22 protein-coding genes are annotated in these 18,882 nt (G+C 35.8%); 15 read left to right on the top strand and 7 right to left on the bottom strand.

What is annotated here, in order from left to right; all coding sequences use genetic code 11:
• Positions 1–173: 173 nt before the first annotated feature.
• From deoB to corA, 4 genes are all read left to right on the top strand, one after another.
• Entirely contained in the window at positions 174–1,358 is a 1,185-nt protein-coding gene (deoB, locus tag ACUN0F_RS12550) for a phosphopentomutase (protein WP_097917818.1), read from the top strand.
• A 12-nt stretch (positions 1,359–1,370) separates the two neighbouring features.
• On the top strand, positions 1,371–2,192 hold the full coding sequence (locus ACUN0F_RS12555) for a purine-nucleoside phosphorylase (protein WP_001078444.1): 822 nt from the start codon (positions 1,371–1,373) through the stop codon (positions 2,190–2,192).
• Between the two features lie 7 nt (positions 2,193–2,199).
• Positions 2,200–3,504, top strand: coding sequence for a pyrimidine-nucleoside phosphorylase (locus ACUN0F_RS12560; RefSeq protein ID WP_001243064.1), 1,305 nt, complete (start codon positions 2,200–2,202; stop codon positions 3,502–3,504).
• A gap of 62 nt (positions 3,505–3,566) precedes the next feature.
• Positions 3,567–4,529 carry a magnesium/cobalt transporter CorA gene (gene corA, locus ACUN0F_RS12565; RefSeq protein ID WP_002008459.1) on the top strand — a complete coding sequence of 321 codons (963 nt, stop codon included), beginning with the start codon at positions 3,567–3,569 and terminating at the stop codon, positions 4,527–4,529.
• 34 nt (positions 4,530–4,563) lie between these two features.
• Here corA and ACUN0F_RS12570 read toward each other — a convergent pair whose 3' ends face one another.
• A complete protein-coding gene (locus ACUN0F_RS12570) occupies positions 4,564–5,853 on the bottom strand; it encodes an NCS2 family permease (protein WP_000676236.1) in 1,290 nt (429 codons plus the stop codon).
• Between the two features lie 134 nt (positions 5,854–5,987).
• Positions 5,988–6,659 (bottom strand): SIMPL domain-containing protein, encoded by a 672-nt coding sequence (locus tag ACUN0F_RS12575; RefSeq protein WP_001161444.1) that lies wholly within the window; start codon positions 6,657–6,659, stop codon positions 5,988–5,990.
• Between the two features lie 159 nt (positions 6,660–6,818).
• Here ACUN0F_RS12575 and ACUN0F_RS12580 point away from each other — a divergent pair, with 159 nt between their 5' ends.
• Positions 6,819–7,238: a MarR family winged helix-turn-helix transcriptional regulator gene (locus ACUN0F_RS12580; protein WP_001003311.1), complete on the top strand. Its 420-nt coding sequence runs from the start codon at positions 6,819–6,821 to the stop codon at positions 7,236–7,238.
• Positions 7,239–7,340: 102 nt separating this feature from the next.
• Positions 7,341–7,886 (top strand): hypothetical protein, encoded by a 546-nt coding sequence (locus ACUN0F_RS12585; RefSeq protein ID WP_264460842.1) that lies wholly within the window; start codon positions 7,341–7,343, stop codon positions 7,884–7,886.
• Between the two features lie 17 nt (positions 7,887–7,903).
• Here the strand turns inward: ACUN0F_RS12585 and ACUN0F_RS12590 are convergent, their stop codons facing one another.
• From ACUN0F_RS12590 to ACUN0F_RS12610, 5 genes are read right to left on the bottom strand one after another with little or no spacing between them, the layout of a single operon-like run.
• Positions 7,904–8,968 (bottom strand): ABC-2 transporter permease, encoded by a 1,065-nt coding sequence (locus ACUN0F_RS12590; protein WP_445539541.1) that lies wholly within the window; start codon positions 8,966–8,968, stop codon positions 7,904–7,906.
• Between the two features lie 38 nt (positions 8,969–9,006).
• Positions 9,007–10,071 carry an ABC transporter permease subunit gene (locus ACUN0F_RS12595; protein WP_445539542.1) on the bottom strand — a complete coding sequence of 355 codons (1,065 nt, stop codon included), beginning with the start codon at positions 10,069–10,071 and terminating at the stop codon, positions 9,007–9,009.
• Positions 10,072–10,083: 12 nt separating this feature from the next.
• Positions 10,084–11,148, bottom strand: coding sequence for an ABC transporter permease (locus ACUN0F_RS12600; RefSeq protein ID WP_000468502.1), 1,065 nt, complete (start codon positions 11,146–11,148; stop codon positions 10,084–10,086).
• A complete protein-coding gene (locus tag ACUN0F_RS12605) occupies positions 11,138–12,019 on the bottom strand; it encodes an ABC transporter ATP-binding protein (protein WP_445539543.1) in 882 nt (293 codons plus the stop codon). Before ACUN0F_RS12605 ends, ACUN0F_RS12600 begins: the two co-directional genes overlap by 11 nt.
• The gene (locus ACUN0F_RS12610; protein WP_000548038.1) at positions 11,985–12,404 is read right to left on the bottom strand and encodes a GntR family transcriptional regulator; all 420 of its coding nucleotides are present in this window, start codon (positions 12,402–12,404) and stop codon (positions 11,985–11,987) included. Before ACUN0F_RS12610 ends, ACUN0F_RS12605 begins: the two co-directional genes overlap by 35 nt.
• A 166-nt stretch (positions 12,405–12,570) precedes the next feature.
• On the opposite strand from ACUN0F_RS12610, the gene dacF reads away from it, so the two are divergent.
• From dacF to spoVAC, 9 genes are all read left to right on the top strand, one after another.
• On the top strand, positions 12,571–13,761 hold the full coding sequence (dacF, locus tag ACUN0F_RS12615) for a serine-type D-Ala-D-Ala carboxypeptidase DacF (RefSeq protein ID WP_445539544.1): 1,191 nt from the start codon (positions 12,571–12,573) through the stop codon (positions 13,759–13,761).
• A gap of 170 nt (positions 13,762–13,931) precedes the next feature.
• Entirely contained in the window at positions 13,932–14,282 is a 351-nt protein-coding gene (gene spoIIAA / locus ACUN0F_RS12620) for an anti-sigma F factor antagonist (protein ID WP_000059133.1), read from the top strand.
• Complete coding sequence (gene spoIIAB, locus ACUN0F_RS12625; protein WP_001243399.1) at positions 14,283–14,723, top strand: anti-sigma F factor; 441 nt, start codon at positions 14,283–14,285, stop codon at positions 14,721–14,723.
• Positions 14,724–14,735: 12 nt separating this feature from the next.
• Positions 14,736–15,494, top strand: a complete 759-nt coding sequence (sigF, locus tag ACUN0F_RS12630) for an RNA polymerase sporulation sigma factor SigF (protein WP_000350733.1) — start codon at positions 14,736–14,738, stop codon at positions 15,492–15,494.
• A gap of 136 nt (positions 15,495–15,630) precedes the next feature.
• Entirely contained in the window at positions 15,631–17,157 is a 1,527-nt protein-coding gene (locus ACUN0F_RS12635) for a sodium-dependent transporter (RefSeq protein ID WP_000450073.1), read from the top strand.
• A complete protein-coding gene (locus ACUN0F_RS12640; RefSeq protein ID WP_000016829.1) occupies positions 17,157–17,255 on the top strand; it encodes a methionine/alanine import family NSS transporter small subunit in 99 nt (32 codons plus the stop codon). The genes ACUN0F_RS12635 and ACUN0F_RS12640 overlap by 1 nt, the downstream gene beginning before the upstream one ends.
• A gap of 116 nt (positions 17,256–17,371) precedes the next feature.
• Entirely contained in the window at positions 17,372–17,992 is a 621-nt protein-coding gene (gene spoVAA / locus ACUN0F_RS12645; protein ID WP_046956412.1) for a stage V sporulation protein SpoVAA, read from the top strand.
• A complete protein-coding gene (gene spoVAB, locus ACUN0F_RS12650; RefSeq protein ID WP_000572948.1) occupies positions 17,985–18,401 on the top strand; it encodes a stage V sporulation protein SpoVAB in 417 nt (138 codons plus the stop codon). The genes spoVAA and spoVAB overlap by 8 nt, the downstream gene beginning before the upstream one ends.
• Before the next feature lie 14 nt (positions 18,402–18,415).
• Positions 18,416–18,874, top strand: a complete 459-nt coding sequence (gene spoVAC / locus ACUN0F_RS12655; RefSeq protein ID WP_046956413.1) for a stage V sporulation protein AC — start codon at positions 18,416–18,418, stop codon at positions 18,872–18,874.
• The last annotated feature ends 8 nt before the right edge of the window (positions 18,875–18,882 follow it).

Consider the following 18,882-nt stretch of genomic DNA (forward strand, 5'->3'; position numbering starts at 1 on the left):
ACTAGAAATGTTTTTGAGTCGTTTCAAAGTAAACGAAATAGGTTAGAGAATCAATTAAAGAAGTACTGTTTGACAATGAGAACGAAAGAGAATTCTTATGGAGAACAGTTTCACTTTATAGCGTTTTGAACATACTACAAGAAGTAGAACTGAACTTATAGGAGGTCGCAGTTATGAATAAATATAAACGTATATTCCTAGTCGTAATGGATTCAGTTGGAATCGGTGAAGCACCAGATGCTGAACAATTTGGTGATTTAGGATCTGACACAATTGGTCACATTGCTGAACATATGAATGGGTTACAAATGCCTAACATGGTGAAATTAGGCCTTGGTAACATTCGTGAAATGAAAGGTATCTCTAAAGTAGAAAAACCGCTTGGATATTATACAAAAATGCAAGAAAAATCTACTGGTAAAGATACAATGACAGGACACTGGGAAATTATGGGTCTTTACATTGATACACCATTCCAAGTGTTCCCTGAAGGATTCCCGAAAGAATTACTTGATGAATTAGAAGAAAAAACAGGCCGTAAAATTATCGGTAATAAGCCAGCTTCTGGAACTGAAATTCTTGATGAACTTGGTCAAGAGCAAATGGAAACAGGCTCTTTAATCGTTTACACTTCCGCAGATAGCGTACTACAAATTGCAGCACACGAAGAAGTAGTGCCACTTGATGAGTTATATAAAATTTGTAAAATTGCACGTGAACTAACGTTAGATGAGAAGTACATGGTAGGACGTGTTATCGCTCGTCCGTTCGTTGGAGAGCCAGGAAACTTCAAACGTACACCAAATCGTCATGACTATGCGTTAAAACCATTTGGTCGCACAGTAATGAATGAACTAAAAGATAGCGATTATGATGTAATTGCTATTGGTAAAATCTCTGACATTTATGATGGAGAAGGGGTAACTGAATCACTTCGTACGAAATCAAATATGGATGGAATGGATAAGCTTGTAGATACATTAAACATGGACTTTACAGGTCTTAGCTTCTTAAACTTAGTTGACTTTGATGCATTATTTGGACACCGCCGTGATCCACAAGGGTACGGAGAAGCTCTGCAAGAGTATGATGCTCGTCTTCCAGAAGTATTCGAAAAACTAAAAGAAGATGATTTATTATTAATTACAGCAGACCACGGTAATGATCCAGTACATCCTGGTACTGATCATACACGTGAATACGTACCGTTATTAGCATATAGCCCAAGCATGAAAGAAGGCGGACAAGAATTAGCACTTCGTCAAACATTTGCTGATATTGGTGCAACGGTAGCAGAAAACTTCGGCGTGAAAATGCCAGAACACGGAACAAGCTTCTTAAACGAGCTAAAGAAATAGGGGGATAAACAAATGAATCGTGAACTTATTACAAAATCAGCTTCATACTTAAAAGAGAAATTTCAAGAAACGCCACAAGTAGGACTAATCCTTGGATCTGGACTAGGTGTATTAGCAGATGAAATCGAGAACGCAGTAACAGTACCTTACAGTGAAATCCCTGAATTCCCAGTATCAACTGTAGAAGGTCATGCAGGTCAACTAGTATTCGGTACACTTCAAGGTGTAACAGTAGTAGCAATGCAAGGACGTTTCCACTTCTATGAAGGATACGACATGCAAAAAGTAACATTCCCAGTTCGTGTTATGAAAGAACTAGGTGTAGAAACAGTTGTTGTAACAAATGCAGCTGGTGGTGTAAATACATCATTTGAGCCAGGCGATCTTATGTTAATTTCAGACCACATTAACTTCATGGGTACAAACCCATTAATCGGACCGAATGATTCTGAAATGGGCGTACGTTTCCCTGATATGTCTACATCATATACGACAGAACTTCGTGAAATGGCGAAACAAGTTGCAGCGGACTTAAATATTAAAGTACAAGAAGGTGTATACGTTGGAATGACAGGTCCTGTATATGAAACACCTGCTGAAATTCGTATGCTTCGTACACTTGGCGGAGATGCAGTTGGTATGTCAACAGTACCTGAAGTAATTGTAGCGCGTCATGCTGGTATGAAAGTACTTGGTATTTCTTGTATTTCAAATATGGCAGCTGGTATTTTAGATCAGCCACTTCATCACGATGAAGTAATCGAAACGACAGAACGTGTTAAAGCTAACTTCTTAGCATTAGTAAAAGCAATCGTAAAACAAATGAAGGGGTGACCTCACAATGAGAATGGTGGACCTAATTGCAAAAAAACGTGACGGACATGCATTAACGACAGAAGAAATTAACTTTATTGTTGAAGGATATACGAATGGTGATATTCCTGATTACCAAGTAAGTTCACTTGCAATGGCAATTTTCTTCCAAGATATGAACGATCAAGAACGTGCTGATTTAACTATGGCAATGGTAAATAGCGGTGATACAATCGACTTATCAGCTATTGAAGGGATAAAAGTAGATAAGCACTCAACAGGTGGTGTTGGTGATACAACAACACTTGTGTTAGGTCCATTAGTAGCCGCTTTAGGTGTACCGGTTGCAAAAATGTCTGGACGTGGGTTAGGACATACTGGTGGTACAATTGATAAATTAGAAGCAGTTCCAGGATTCCATGTTGAAATCGAAAATGATGAATTCATGCGACTTGTAAATGAAAACAAAATCGCAGTTATTGGTCAAAGTGGAAACTTAACACCTGCGGATAAAAAGTTATATGCACTTCGTGATGTAACGGCAACAGTAAACTCAATTCCGCTTATTGCAAGTTCGATTATGAGTAAAAAAATTGCTGCCGGTGCAGATGCAATTGTTCTTGATGTAAAAACTGGAGCAGGTGCATTTATGAAAACAGATGAAGATGCAAAACGTTTAGCAGAAGCAATGGTGCGCATTGGTAATAACGTTGGTCGTAATACGATGGCTGTTATTTCTGATATGAGTCAACCACTTGGTGAGGCGATCGGTAACGCACTTGAAGTACAAGAAGCAATTGATACATTACAAGGTAAAGGACCGAAAGATTTAGAAGAGTTATGTTTAACGCTTGGAAGTCAAATGGTATACCTTGCTGGACAAGCTTCATCTTTAGAAGATGCACGTGAGAAATTAATTGAAGTAATGAACAACGGTAAAGCGCTAGAATCATTTAAAACGTTCTTATCAGCGCAAGGCGGCGATGCTTCTGTTGTTGATGATCCTTCTAAATTACCACAAGCACAGTTTAAAATTGAAGTAGAAGCGAAGGAAGACGGTTATGTATCAGAAATCGTTGCAGATGAAATCGGAACAGCAGCAATGCTTTTAGGAGCAGGACGTGCGACGAAGGAATCTGAAATTGATTTAGCAGTTGGCTTAATGCTTCGCAAAAAAGTAGGGGACAGCGTGAAAAAAGGTGAATCCCTTGTTACAATTTACGCAAACCGTGAAAATGTGGAAGATGTAAAAGCAAAAATTTATGAGAACATGAAGATTGCTAACGAACATGTAGATGCACCAACGTTAGTGCACGGCATCGTTACTGAATAATAAAAAAGGGCCAAGGAGTATTTCTCCTTGGCTTTTTTTGCTATTTTTTGTTTATAATAATAATGGGTGAAATTATGATTAGAATTTGTGCAATAACAAAAACAGATGAAGTATTATATGATGTTTCGCTAGAAGAAACAACGAAAGACCATATTGTATGGTATTGGCTAGATTTATATAAGCCAACGAAAGAAGAGTATACATACATTTTGCAAGATCATTTTAAGTTCCATCCCCTTGCAATTGAAGACTGTATAGAATATGTACAGAGGCCAAAAGTTGATTTTTATGATGGATATAACTTTTTAGTTCTTCATGCATTTGGTGAGGATGGATTAGAACCGCACGAGATCGATTTATTTATTAGTGATCGTTTTATTGTTTCTTTCCACTTTTCTCATAACAATGCAATCGAAAGAGTATGGAAAACACTTGGAGAAAAGAAGCGTATTAAAAACAGTCCTTTACACGTAGCGCATACAATTATCGACCAAATTGTAGATGACTATTTTGCGCCTGTATATTACATTGAGGATCATTTAAATGCAATTGATGATAATTTAACGGGTGAGACAGCAGGAAGTGTATTAGAAGAAGTATTTGATATACGTGCAGATTTATCGAAGCTAAGGCGCACAATCATTCCGATGCGTGATTTATTGTATCGTATTTTAAATTCGACTCGTTTTTACGGTATAAGTGATCATGAGATCTACTTTAAAGATATACATGACCATTTGCTTAAACTAACAGAAATGATTGAAGCAAGCCGCGAGTTAACGGCAGATATTCGGGATAGCTATTTTTCATTAAACTCACATCATATGAATAACATTATGAAAACATTAACTGTATTCTCGACTATTTTCATGCCATTAACATTTATTGCGGGAGTATACGGAATGAACTTTACGCATATGCCAGAGCTTGGTGGACAATATAGTTATTTTATTTGTCTACTTCTAATGGCACTAATTGGCGGTGGGATGATGGCTTGGTTTTATAAAAAAGGATGGTTTAAGTAAAAAAACACCGAGGAAAATTCCTCGGTGTTTTTACTTAACCAATAGCATGTAATACAAACATGGCTAAGAATAAGCATGTAACGATATACATAGACGGTGCGACTTCTTTACGCTTTCCAAGAGCAATTTTTAAGATAGGATAAGCAATAAATCCGAACGCAATGCCATCAGCGATACTATATGTGAGCGGGATCATGACGATAATTAAGAACGCTGGAAATCCTTCTGAAAAATCGTTCAGAGGAATTTGCTGAATGCTTGTAATCATCAGGCCGCCAATAATAATTAAGATTGGTGCAATGGCACTATCAGGAATTAGTTTGACAAACGGAAGTGCAAACAGTGATGCAAAGAATAACAACCCTGTAACGATAGACGTCAGACCTGTCTTTCCGCCTGCAGTAATACCTGCAGCACTCTCTACTGTTGATACGGTAGGGCTTGTGCCAAATAGACCACATGTCATTGCTGAAATTGCATTTGCTTGGTAAGCACGTGGGAATTTACGGTCATCTTCTAATAAACCGTGCAGAAGTCCCATGTTCTCAAAAATAAGCACCATGCTTAAGGAGAATGTTGCAATCCAAAACGGTAAGGAAGAAAGTTTGCCAAATGACATAGCTCCAAACACATCGCCGTAATTAGCGAATGAGAATGAACTATTTCCGATTTGACTTGTATCAACAAGACCAAATAGCCATGCAATACCAGTTCCTATTGCAATCGTCCATAAAAAGCTTCCACGTACGTTACGAATAAATAGTACAAGTGCAACGATAAGAGTAAGTAGTGTCGCAAGAACGACAGGGTTACTTAATTTACCCATTGCAACAGCAGTATTTGGATTCGAAACGACTAAACCACCTTTTTGCAATCCGATAAATGCTAAAAATAATCCGATGCCGACAGTAATAGCTTCCTTTAATGACTTTGGAATCGATACTGAAAGCACGCGAGCGATTGGTGTAAACGCAGCAATTGCAAAAATAATACCAGAGATGAAGACAGCTGCTAATGCTTCCTGCCAAGCTAATCCGAGCGTATGCACAGCAGTGTACGTGAAGAATGCATTTACGCCCATACCAGGGACAAGAATAGCAGGTGCATTTGCCCAAAATGCCATGAGCAGACATCCGACAAATGAACTGAAAACAGTTGCTAAAATTCCAGCTTCAAGAGGAATGCCAGCATCCGATAAAATTGATGCATTTACAATCATAATATATACGATTGTGAAAAATGACGTAACTCCAGCTAAAACTTCTTGTTTTGGTGATGTTTCGTGTAAACCTAATTTAAATGTTCTTTCAAGTATTCCTTTCATGTTAAACCTTCTTTTTCATATCCCTCTCCCACCCGTGATATCTCTTTTGTAAGAGCTCACCGTCCTTTATTATATCAGAACATCATGTTTTTACAACAAGGAAAATGATAACGTTTACTTATAAAAGAAATTATTTATAAATACGTAAAAATGGCTCGTATTGTTGAAATGATTTCTAATTCTCCTGATTGAATGGGCGGAGCTGCTTGCGCATGTAAAGTAGCATAGGACGTCACTTCCCGTGGTAATTGGGCGGATTCTTCAACGAATGAGAGTGGAACTGGATTAATGTTTAAATTGTATGTACTCGCAATAGCACGAGCTTTTTCTACCGCTTGTTGCAGAGCTTGAATGAGAGCTTGCTCATAATATTTATTTGGATGAGATATTCGAAAACGTAACCCTTTTGCTAAGTTTGCTCCATTTGAAACGGCTATATCATATACTTCCCCTGCTTTTTGTACATTTAAAACGGTAATTTCATACAAATGTTCCACACGATATCCTTGTAGTAATGCTTTATCATTTACATATTCGTACTGGGGCGTAATCGTATATGAAATGGTTTCTATATTTTTGTCGGCAATACCTAGTTGTTTTAGTGCATCTAATAATTGTTTGGATTGCACTGCATTCTCTTCTTGTGCCTGTTTTACATTTTTATGATCTGTACGAATACCAATCGTTAATATAACAACATTTGGTTTTGCTTTTACAACGCCTTCACCTTGCACCGTAATGGTAGCTTCTTTACCAGTATTAGCTGTACGTACGTTGTGTAAATAAGGATTCATTCCACCTTGCATCTTCCATCACCATCCTTATTTATATGTATATGTGTGAACAAAAAAGAAATTTGTATGAAAAAGTTACATAAATGAGAATGTTAAAGAAAGAAAGCATATACAATAAGGGTATTTATAGATTATAATATGTGTAAATATGATAAAAAAGGGACGAGGCTAGTGAACGAAAAAAGAGAAACACTGATTTTAGAGTTATCCGGATCATTTCGAAAGATGATACGTTTATTACAAAATGATATTAATACACGTTTTGCAGAACATATGCCATACAATGAATTTTCTGTATTACGCGCGTTATTTTTAAACAGTCCACAGATGGCTTCGCAAATTGCGAGTGAAGTAAACGTAACCTCTAGTCATATTACAGCTGTTACTGATCGTCTCGTACGAAAAGGGTTTGTAGAAAGAAAGCGTTCAAATTCAGACCGTCGTATCGTGTACCTAGAAATTACAGAACACGGAAGAGAAGTAACTGAAAAACTTGAAGCTGTGCGTAAAGAATATTATAAAGAGAAATTTAAAGGTTGGAGCGACCAAGAAATCGAAATGGTGTTAGAGCTATTTGGCCGCGTATTATAATAAATGAGGATAGGAAGCAAAAGCTTTCCTATCCTTTTTCTTTTGAATAAAAACATTTTGAAACTCCAATACTTTAATTAAAAAGAATCGGAGTGAAAAATTATGAAACGTATTTGTACGCTTTTCATTATGATTGGAAGTTTTTTTTGCTTTAATCAGTTCGCGGATGCGGCTACGCCTCTTCAAGTCGTTCAAAAAGAATTACAACATATTTCAAATAAGCAACCTGTTTTATATTCAAAGCTATGGATTCGTTCAATGCAGAATGCTATTTTATTTCATCATAGTGATAACATTCGGCATGAAGATACGATAAGCAATGTGACAAAGTCTTCTCTTATAAAAGTAAAACAGCTTCCACTTCAGAAAGCATCGCAGTATATCCCGAGATTATCGCAATATATTTCTAAGTTTCAAGCTGAGAATGTGCAAGTGTATTATGTTGCAGCTCGTTATGAAGTGAAAAAAGAAAATCCGTATCAGTTAAATGGCATGAATTATTTTATGCAAGTGTTTATTCAACAAGGAGGAGAATGGCGAATTGCTGAAAGCATAGTTGCTCCAACAGATCAAATCGTCGCAAATGGTGACGGGTTTGGAACGAAGCAAGAAAAAGAGTATGGGAAAAGAAGAGAGAATGTGAAATAACCTCCTTTTGAAGGAGGTTATTTCGTGCGAAGTAAAAATTTTTTATTTATGAAATAGTTAAGTACTACATAGCTAAATACTCCTATTATTATGAATCCAGCGTAATAACTTAATATTGGATCATTTTTTTCACCTGTTAACCAGCCTCCTAATAGTGCGAAACATATCGTGACACACGGTATAAATGGACGTTGTAGTCTAGTGAATAATAATAGTTTACCGTTATTTTCATTTTTTGTCCGATTATAGAAAAATACTCCTAATGGTAAAAGAAAAAGAATATATAGAATCGGAGTGATAAGTTTCCAGATGGGCTGGAATTGGTGTTGCACCGTAACGGATTCTTTTAGATTATTAATGTTTACTTCTTTTACTTTTGGATTAAATGTATAAGATATATAAGTATTATTAGTAGGTGCAAAAACTTCAATGTTCTCTACATATGATGTGTAATTCGCTTTCTTAAGGAAAAATTCAGTTGTAGATATATTTGTGTGAATCCAAGTGAAATGAAACAGCAACATGCTTAGTCCAGATGGTAATATAATAAAAACTAAGCTTAATATACTATGTGAAATGACATTACCAGCAATTGTTCCTATAAAAATTGCTATTGTAAAAATTGCAATCCATGTAATGGTAACATAACATAATAATGTAAGTATTGGCCCGAAGGATTGATATTGGTTAAACAGATTAACCGTTAGGATAAAATACATTAAGATGATATTAAGGCTCATTATGAATATAATTATAATTGTCCCGAACAGCCATTTAGAAAGAAAAAGTTCTTTTCTCGTGAATGGCATTGCGAATAACAGATGATCTGTTTGATTTCGTTTTTCCCAACTTATTAATGAACAAGCGAGTAATATGAAAGTTGGAATGAAGGGGATGATAAGAGTATCCCCATTTAAACTATAGCTGAAATAGTTAACTTGATTTGCTGAAAGACTTGTTAGTTGAATCTGTAAATCATTAAAATAGCTAATAGGTAAAAACCAAAAACTACTACAAGCAAAGAGTAAAAGAATGTACTTACTTTGCTTGTAATGATGTAACCATAAAGCCTTATAAAACATGTTATTCCTCCAATGCCCAACATGTGATTATGTTGAATTTAGTTAATATTCCAAGTAAACTTCCATTTTAATATTTTTGGCAGGAAGAAATACATAATTAAACTAGTAACTAAAAATCCGATGTAAAAGCTGGACAATGACTGCGCGCGACTTAGTATTAAGCCTCCAACGATCCCACCAAAGAAAATAGCACAAGCTGATACTACTTTTTGTAGTTTTGGATATAATAAGTAGTTACCGTTACGCTCATTGGCTGAACGAGCATATAAATATATACCGAGTGGTAATAAAACAATGATATGTACGATAGGTCCAATCAATGTTTTTACCGGTGGAATCTTTGTAAAGTTTGGTTCGTTATGACGTACTCCGTTTCGATCGGTATAAGCATTTTGTGGATCATAATTAAAGTGAATATTGAAATCTTCTGCTGGACTAGAAATACGTATGTTTTCCGTCACATTATATATAAGGCCACTGTTCTCATGAAATTCAGTGTTTGAGTGAACAGCAATGACGCCTGAAATAAGTGTTGGAAGTAATAATGGGAACATGAATAGAGCGGCAGTGAGAACTCCTTGCGATATAACATTCCCAGTGATTGTTCCTATACATAAGGCAAGTGTATAAATAGCAATTAGTACAATTAACATGTATATAAAATAAATATGAAAGGGGGAGAATACTTGATATTTATTATGAAAAGTTAACTTTTTCATAATAGCAAATAGCCCCCAGTTTAAAACGACAACAGCGGTGATATTACAGATTCCAAACAACCACTTTGTTATATAGAGGTGTGAACGTTTAAAGGGCATAGACCATAGCAAGTCGCTAGAGTTATTTTGTCTTTCCCATCCAATTAACGTACAAGCTAGAACGATAAGCACAATACCTAACAGTATGACAGAATCTAGAAGTGTTAAATTAAAGGTGTAATGATATACAGAGTTCCACTTTTTGTTGTCATTTAGAAATTGTTGCTGTTGAATAGAAGTCATATAGTAGTAATATGATAAAGTATAGAAACTGGCAAGCCAAAATAACCATACAACATATTTACTTTGTTGATACGTTCTTAGCCATAGTGCTTTTTGAAACATAGGATCTCTCCTTTAAAAAACTTTATAATTTGTTAAGCGTGATAATACAACATAAGTAATAATTCCAGCGAAAAACAAAGCGATATAGTAGTTAAGTAAGAAATGAAATTGGTTTAGTTTATAGCCACCTAGTAATGCAAAGTAAATGGTTGTCCCCCATATACATATTCGTAAATGCTTTTGGAAAATAAATATCTTTTGACTGTTTTCATTTGGCGATCGTTTATATAAATATGTTCCAAGTAGTAAGTAAACTATTGTATAAAAAATAGGGACTAACATCGATTTAGCTGAATAATAGTGATAAGATGCTGGATTTCTTAAAGTAGTTGAGTCATTTTCTTTTTTACGTGATTCAGGATTATAATGGTAATAAATCGTGAAGTTATATATTGGTGCAACTATATTTGTTTTTTTATTGATTTCATAAAGTTGTTGATCTAATTTATTATTTTTAGTATTGGTAGCCTCTAAATGGTTTATCGTAAAAGTGTGCACTAGTGGAATAAATGTAAGCCCCATTAGTAACCATGGAATACAAAAAACAACCTGTGAAACAATGCTTCCAGTAAAAGTACCGATACATAAAGCGGCTGTATATACTGCAACATAAGAAACAATTGCATAAAGAAAGTATCGATGAAATGGACTAAAAGATTGATAATCAAAATGAATGGTTGTTCTATAAATAACATACATAAGGATCCAATTTATAAGTAACGAGCCCAAAATACAAAATGAACCAAAAGCCCATTTAGATAAGAAAACATCTTTTCTTTTAAACGGCATCGTCATAAGTAGTGTATTCGATTGGTTGCTACGTTCCCACCCTATCAATAAACAGGCTAAAGCAATAATAAGAACTGTTAACAAAAAACTATTACCTTCTCCCGAAGAAAAGGCATAAAAATAATAATACTGCTTCCCTTTTTCTTGTAATTCGTAATACGCATCAAGTTCTTTCTGCGCAATTCTATAGTAGCTAAAAGATAATAAGTAAAGCGAACTAAAGAAGAATAGCAACACAGCATATTTCCCGCGCTTCCAATTCCATATCCACAACGCCTTATGAAACATACCCATCCTCCTCTAGTGTCGTAACGAAGACATCTTCAAGTGACATTGTTAATTCTTCAATGAGTATAGGTTGTTCTTTATAAAACTTCTCCAATGTTGCAGCCACATTTCCCTCAATTAAGATTGTAAATACTTTTCCTGTTTGATTTAATATTTTAATATTGCTTAAGTTTTCTAGTTTTTGAGGTAATGAACGTTCGTAAGCTACTTGTATTTTTGCAAATCGTGATTTGGCATCGTCTAGTGATGTAATAGACGAGATAGTATGGCCTTTTAATATAATAATTGTATCTGCAATTTGTTCCACTTCATCTAAATGGTGAGTTGAGATGAAAATGGTAATATCTTTTTCTGCCACTTCTCCAACGAGAAACTGTAAAATCTGCCTTTTAACGATAGGATCAAGTCCGTTTGTCGGTTCATCCAAAATGATATATTCTGCTTTTGTAGAAACGGCTAAAATGATGGCAAGCAATGCTTTCATCCCTTTTGAATAATTACGAATTCGTTTGTTTGGTAAGTTAAAACGTTCTAACAGTTCATAGAAATATGCTTCATCAAATGCGTTATAAACTTCTTTATAAAACTTTACAATTTCTTTTACCGTATATCCGTTCAATATGTTAGTAGAATCCGGAACATATACGATTTTTTGCTTTATTTCAGGACAATGATGAATGTTTGTATCCTCATATGTAACAGTCCCTGCATCAGGGTCTAAAATGCCGACCATCGTTCGTAATAAAGTTGTTTTCCCTGCACCGTTTCTTCCGAGTAATCCGATGATACTTCCTCTTTGTAATGTGAAAGAAACATCATCTAAAATTGTTTGATTATCAATCGTTTTCTTCAAGTTTGTTACTTTCAACATCTGCATTTCCTCCAATCTCTTTATAGTATGAATCTATCCAATCATGAATTTTATCTTTCGTAACACCAAGATAAGAGGCTTCTAATAGTAATTGATGAAATTGCTTTTCAACCATAGCGATTTTCCTTTCGTCTAATGTTGGGGTAATCGATTGGGATACAAATGTTCCTTTTCCTCGTAATGTTTCAATAATCCCTTGTCGCTCTAACTCTTGATACGCTTTACTCACTGTATTTGGATTTATAACGAGTAAAGAAGCGAGTTCGCGTACAGAAGGAAGTTTATCACTTGGAGCTAACATGTTTTTCAATACGAGTTCTTTTATATTTTGAACAATTTGTTCCCATATCGGAGTGTTGCTTCTTGGATCAAGTTGAATATGCAAGAGCAATGTCTCCTTTCTGACTTGTATTAAGTGTACTACTGTATGTAATACACTTAATACAGTATAGGTGATGAATATATTTGTCAACTGAAAATATTAGCAAAATATGGTATTAAAAAATAATAAATTGGAAAAAATAGGTTTGATATAGAATGGAGGGTTAGTCATGAAGCGAGTTTTTGGAATACTTGTTTGTTTCATGTTATTGCTTTCTGGTACTTCAGTTAGTTTCGCACAATCTGAGAAGACGAAGCAGGAAAAAACAGAAGAAACAACGCCGAAGTTAGCGGAACAAGCGTCATCAGCAATTGTAATTGAACAAGATACAGGTAAAGTTTTGTTTGATAAAAATCCAAATGAGAAGTTACCACCTGCTAGTATGACGAAGATTATGACAATGCTATTAATTATGGAACAAGTTGAAAAAGGAAAACTAAAACTGACCGATAAAGTTAGAGCAAGTGAGCATGCAGCTTCAATGGGTGGATCACAAATCTTTTTAGAGCCTGGAGAAGAGATGACTGTAAATGAAATGCTAAAAGGTATCGCAATTGCATCTGGAAATGATGCGTCTGTTGCAGTAGCGGAGCATATCGCTGGTTCAGAAGAAGGTTTTGTAAATATTATGAACAAAAAAGCGAAAGATTTAGGCTTGAAAAATACTCATTTTCAAAACCCAACAGGTCTTCCGGCTAAAGACCATTATTCTACAGCAAATGATATGGCTATAATGGCAAAAGAATTGATGAAGTACCCACTTATTCGCAAATATACAGGTAAATACGAAGACTATTTACGTGAAGATACGGATAAGAAGTTTTGGCTCGTGAATACGAATAAGTTAGTACGTTTTTATCCTGGAGTAGATGGTGTGAAAACGGGCTTTACGACAGAAGCAAAATATTGTTTAACGGCATCGGCTGAAAAGAATGGGATGCGTGTTATTTCAGTTGTTATGGGAGCACCTACATCGAAAGAACGGAACAACCAAGTAACAAAGCTTCTTGACTACGCATTTGGACAATATATGACAAAGAAATTGTATACACGAGGAGAAAAAATTAAGACTGTACAAGTAGGAAAAGGGAAAAAGGAAAAAGTAGATTTAGTTGCGTCAGACAATGTGTCTCTTCTTATGAAGAAGGGCGAAAATATGGATAAAGTAAAGCAAGAAGTAATTGCTGAAAAGAAAGTGAAAGCGCCGATTAAAAAAGGTGACGCGCTTGGTACACTTGTTATTAAAAAAGATAAAGATGTTTTATTAAAACAAACAATTGTAGCAAAAGAAGATGTTGCTGCAGCGAGCTGGTGGGAGTTATTTAAAAGAAGTTTTGGGATGTTTTCAACATCAAAATAGCGGCAAATATTTTGCCGCTTTTCTATTCGTATGAAAGTAAATAATTGCCGAATGGTTTCACTTTATGGCGAAATAGTTCTTCTTTTGTCAGTAGGAAGGATTCTTATGTTGTATCACGAAAATCTTTATGTATGTAAATGAGTAAAGTTTGAGCATAAGGAGGAAATCGTGTGAGTCTTTCCATGCAATTAGAAGTAAAGCGTGACGTCCTATGTGTGAGACTAGCGGGTGAATTAGATCATCATACTGCTGAAGAGTTGCGAACGAAAGTAACAGATATGATTGAGACACATGGTGTTCATCATATTGTTTTGAGCCTAGAGAACTTATCGTTTATGGATAGTTCTGGTTTAGGTGTTATATTAGGCCGATATAAGCATGTAAAGGGATTAGGTGGAGAAATGGTTGTTTGTGCAATTTCACCGCCTGTTAAACGTTTATTTGAAATGTCGGGCTTATTTAAAATTGTTCGCTTAGAAGAAAGTGAAGCGCATGCGCTCGCGACGTTGGGGGTGGCATAAATGAGAAATGAAATGAACCTTCAATTTTCAGCATTAAGTCAAAATGAATCGTTCGCTCGCGTTACAGTAGCTGCTTTCATTGCGCAACTAGACCCAACGATGGAAGAACTTACGGAGATTAAAACGGTTGTGTCAGAAGCAGTTACGAATGCAATTATTCATGGGTACGAAGGAAATGCAGAAGGTGTTGTTTATATTTCTGTAATTTTGGAAGAAGCAATGGTGAAACTCACGATTCGAGATGAAGGGATTGGCATCTTTGATTTAGATGAAGCAAGACAACCCCTTTTTACAACTAAACCTGAATTAGAGCGTTCGGGAATGGGATTTACTATCATGGAAAATTTTATGGATGAAGTAGAAGTTATTTCAAACGAATCTTTCGGGACAACAATCCATTTGACAAAATACTTATCAAATAGTAACGCTCTATGCAATTAAGGAGAATAGCCTATGGACATAGAGGTCAAAAATGAGAAGAAGAAACCTCAGTTAAAGGACCACGAGCTAAAAGCGTTAATTCAACAAAGTCAAGATGGAGATCAACAAGCGAGAGATACAATCGTTCAAAGTAATATGCGTCTCGTATGGTCGGTTGTGCAGCGTTTTCTTAATCGAGGATACGAACCAGACGATTTATTTCAAATTGGATGTATTGGGCTCTTAAAATCGGTAGATAAATTTGATTTATCTTTCGACGTGAAATTTTCAACATATGCAGTTCCAATGATTATTGGAGAAATACAACGATTTTTACGTGATGATGGATCAGTGAAAGTAAGTAGATCTTTAAAAGAAACAGGAAATAAAATTCGAAAGATGAGAGACGAGCTTTCGAAAGAATTCGGAAGGGCACCAACGATTAACGAAGTAGCCGAAGCGTTAGAACTAACGCCAGAAGAAGTGGTTCTGGCGCAAGAAGCGAGTCGTGCTCCTTCATCCATACATGAAACGGTGTATGAAAACGATGGAGATCCAATCACTATTTTAGATCAAATTGCCGATCAATCTGAAACGAAATGGTTCGATAAAATTGCTTTAAAAGAAGCAATTAGAGAATTAGATGATCGAGAACGTTTAATTGTGTATTTACGCTACTATAAAGATCAAACCCAATCGGAAGTAGCGGAACGAATAGGCATTTCGCAAGTACAAGTTTCAAGACTTGAAAAGAAAATATTAAAACAGATGAAAGATCGAATAGATGAATAGCTATCTATTCGATTTTTTTTATGACTTTAATTAGGAGGGATTGTAAACTTCCATAAAAATTAACAGAATTTATTGATAATTTAGTAAATTTAAAATATAATCCAAGTATGAACTTGTCACAAAGGGGGAAGGAAATATGGAAACGAGGCAACAATGGGGAACGAGAGCTGGATTTATTTTCGCAGCGGTTGGCTCTGCCGTTGGATTAGGAAACATATGGCGTTTTCCTTATACAGCGTATGAAAATGGGGGAGGCGCATTCTTTTTACCGTACTTATTCGCATTATTAACGACTGGTATTTCATTATTGGCGTTTGAATTTGCTCTTGGGCATCGTCACCGTGGCTCAGCGCCACTTACGTTCTTCCGTATTCATCCTCGTGCTGAATTTATCGGATGGTGGCAAATGTGTGTAACATTTATCGTTTCAACATATTATGCAGTAATTATTGCTTGGTCTATTTCGTATACGTACTTTGCAATTACTGGAGCATGGGGGAAGGACACACAATCATTTTTATTTAAAGAGTATTTGCATGTTGCAGATAAGCCTGGACAGTTTGGGGGGCTTGTGCCGGAAGTATTAATTCCATTAGCTCTCGTTTGGATTATCGTGCTCGGTGTAGCATTTAAAGGTGTTAAAAAAGGAATCGAAGTTGTTAACCGTATTTTCATTCCTTTATTAGTTGTTATGTTCCTTATTATCGTAGTTCGTGCAGTGACGATGGAAGGTGCGATGCAAGGATTAGATGCATTCTTTAAACCGGATTGGAGTCGTATTTTTGATGGAAAGGTATGGCTTGCTGCTTACGGTCAAATTTTCTTTAGCTTATCTTTAGCATTTGGAATTATGATTACGTATTCTAGTTATTTACCGAAAAACTCAGATACAACAAATAATGCCTTTATTACTGGCTTTGCAAACTCAGGATTTGAATTATTAGCTGGGATTGGAGTCTTTGCAGCTCTTGGATTTATGGCAAACAATATGGGAGTACCAGTTGATAAAGTAGCAAGTGCTGGTGTAGGACTTGCATTCGTAGTATTCCCGCAAATTATTAATGAATTACCGATGTCACCGTTATTTGGCGTATTATTTTTCTTATCATTAACGGTTGCTGGAATTACATCCCTCATTTCGCTTGCGGAAGTATGTTTTGCTGCCGTATCTGAAAAGTTCAGCTTAAGCCGTCAAAAAACAATTGGAATTATGGGAACGCTTCTCGTACTAGTTTCTCTTGTTTTTGCAACACGTGGCGGACTTATGTTCTTAGATGTTGTTGATTATTTCGCTAATAACTTCGGATTAATTTCAATTGCATTAGTGGAAGTAGTTACGATAGGGCTCATTCTACGCCGTTTACCAGTTTATCAAAATCACGCAAACTTCGTATCTGATATTAAGTTAGGGACGTTTTGGAGAGTAAGTTTACTCGTTATTACCCCGCTTATGTTAGGATACATGTTAATTGATGGTACAATCCAAAATATTAAAAAGAACTACGGAGATTATCCAACGGAGTTTGTCGTAACATATGGTTGGTCAATTGCAGCAGCGTTCCTTATCGTTGCACTAATCATTAGTATAAAGAAATGGAATGCACAAATACATTCAGATTCTGTTAAGCTTGAAAAAGAATGGAAAGATCGGGGTGTTTCATAATGAGCGGATCAGCGATTATGATGATGGTTATTGGTATGGTAGTCATTTGGGGAGGACTCGCATTAAGTATTGCAAATTTATTTAAGAAAAAGGCATAAACTAAAAAACATCTGTACCGAAACGGTACAGATGTTTTTTTATGAAAAAATTGTATTAGAAAAAAATTCAATAACCATACTACAACTACGAGGAAGAGTGAAGAGGTGAATGGAAATTGGAACAAACAATTTATATTAAAATGCGTAATCGATTAAAAGTTTCTCCTACGTATGAAGTGAAACTACGTGATGTCGCTCAACTTGCCGGAGATACTGTGGTAGTTGAGTTGTTACAGGATGAGGTAGTTTACAAAATAACAGCGCATGATAAGACGCATGTTGTAATTGATGTTATGAAAATTATTGAGATTATTAGGCGAAAAGCGGCTCATATACAAATTAATTTACTCGGTTCTGGACAAACTCTTGTTGAAATTATATATGAAAAAAAGAAAGTACATCCGATTTTCTTCGGACTTGTATGGTTGTTACTTTTTATTGGAGCGGCTCTTGCGATCATTTATTTCCATGAAGATGTAAGCATGCAACAAGTGCACCAGCGGTTATATTACATGATTACGGGAGAATTTAAGGCACAACCACTTCTATTTCAAATTCCTTATTCAGTAGGTCTTGGGTTAGGTATGGTCTTATTTTTTAATCATGTATTTCAAAAGCGAATTAATGAAGAGCCGAGTCCGTTAGAAGTGGAGATGTTCCAATACCAGCAGTCACTTGACCAATATGTAATTGTTCATGAAAACAAGGACAATATGAAACAACTTGCCGATGATTGAGTCTGGGCTTGTTATTTTAATTGGTTTAGCGGGAGGAATTGCAGTAGGTAGCGGGTATGTCGCATTTTTAGCTGTACTTGGTATAATCCCCCGTCTAGCTCAATTAACGAGAAGTGGAAAGCACATTCAATATTTTGAGTGGGCAGTTATTGCAGGTACGTTAACAGGAGCTTGGTGTAGTTTGAAAAACATTACATTTCAAACGTCGCAATATTGGCTTGTTATATTAGGAATATTTTGTGGCACATTCATTGGAATGCTTGCAGCCGCATTAACAGAAGTGTTAAATGTTTTACCTATTTTAGCGAAACGAGTAGGGGTAGAAGGGAAAATCGTTGTTTTACTCGTTGCTCTTGTACTTGGCAAAGTAATAGGCTCATTGTTTCACTGGATTTATTTCGTAAAGTAGGAGGCAATATATAAATGACAGGGCGAAAACTAAAGGATGATTACATAAAGAAAGTGAAGGAGTACCATCCAAAACCAAACTATTTTCTAAATTGTGTCAAGGCATTTCTTGTAGGTGGATTCATTTGTACTGTCGGAGAAGTATTGATGAAATTTTATATACATTATTTTCATTTCAGTGAACAAGAGGCAGGAAATCCGACAGTTGCAACGCTTGTATTATTATCGGCGATTTTAACAGGTTGTGGTGTATATGATAAAATCGGTCAATTTGCTGGAGCGGGATCGGCCGTACCTGTTACGGGATTTGCGAATTCTATGGCGAGCGCTGCGCTAGAACATAAGAGTGAAGGAATTGTGCTTGGGGTTGCTACAAATATGTTTAAGCTAGCGGGAAGTGTTATCGTTTTTGGGGTCGTTGGTGCATACGTTATTGGATTAATAAGATATACTTTTAACATTTTTATGTCTTAAAGGAGGGG

Source organism: Bacillus sp. 1A (assembly GCF_052682215.1).

Coding starts and splice junctions, on each gene's coding strand:
- deoB (WP_097917818.1), top strand. CDS start 174: ATGAATAAATATAAACGTATATTCCTAGTCGTAATGGATTCAGTTGGA.
- ACUN0F_RS12555 (WP_001078444.1), top strand. CDS start 1,371: ATGAATCGTGAACTTATTACAAAATCAGCTTCATACTTAAAAGAGAAA.
- ACUN0F_RS12560 (WP_001243064.1), top strand. CDS start 2,200: ATGAGAATGGTGGACCTAATTGCAAAAAAACGTGACGGACATGCATTA.
- corA (WP_002008459.1), top strand. CDS start 3,567: ATGGGTGAAATTATGATTAGAATTTGTGCAATAACAAAAACAGATGAA.
- ACUN0F_RS12570 (WP_000676236.1), bottom strand. CDS start 5,853: ATGAAAGGAATACTTGAAAGAACATTTAAATTAGGTTTACACGAAACA.
- ACUN0F_RS12575 (WP_001161444.1), bottom strand. CDS start 6,659: ATGCAAGGTGGAATGAATCCTTATTTACACAACGTACGTACAGCTAAT.
- ACUN0F_RS12585 (WP_264460842.1), top strand. CDS start 7,341: ATGAAACGTATTTGTACGCTTTTCATTATGATTGGAAGTTTTTTTTGC.
- ACUN0F_RS12590 (WP_445539541.1), bottom strand. CDS start 8,968: ATGTTTTATAAGGCTTTATGGTTACATCATTACAAGCAAAGTAAGTAC.
- ACUN0F_RS12595 (WP_445539542.1), bottom strand. CDS start 10,071: ATGTTTCAAAAAGCACTATGGCTAAGAACGTATCAACAAAGTAAATAT.
- ACUN0F_RS12600 (WP_000468502.1), bottom strand. CDS start 11,148: ATGTTTCATAAGGCGTTGTGGATATGGAATTGGAAGCGCGGGAAATAT.
- ACUN0F_RS12605 (WP_445539543.1), bottom strand. CDS start 12,019: ATGTTGAAAGTAACAAACTTGAAGAAAACGATTGATAATCAAACAATT.
- dacF (WP_445539544.1), top strand. CDS start 12,571: ATGAAGCGAGTTTTTGGAATACTTGTTTGTTTCATGTTATTGCTTTCT.
- spoIIAB (WP_001243399.1), top strand. CDS start 14,283: ATGAGAAATGAAATGAACCTTCAATTTTCAGCATTAAGTCAAAATGAA.
- sigF (WP_000350733.1), top strand. CDS start 14,736: ATGGACATAGAGGTCAAAAATGAGAAGAAGAAACCTCAGTTAAAGGAC.
- ACUN0F_RS12635 (WP_000450073.1), top strand. CDS start 15,631: ATGGAAACGAGGCAACAATGGGGAACGAGAGCTGGATTTATTTTCGCA.
- ACUN0F_RS12640 (WP_000016829.1), top strand. CDS start 17,157: ATGAGCGGATCAGCGATTATGATGATGGTTATTGGTATGGTAGTCATT.
- spoVAB (WP_000572948.1), top strand. CDS start 17,985: ATGATTGAGTCTGGGCTTGTTATTTTAATTGGTTTAGCGGGAGGAATT.
- spoVAC (WP_046956413.1), top strand. CDS start 18,416: ATGACAGGGCGAAAACTAAAGGATGATTACATAAAGAAAGTGAAGGAG.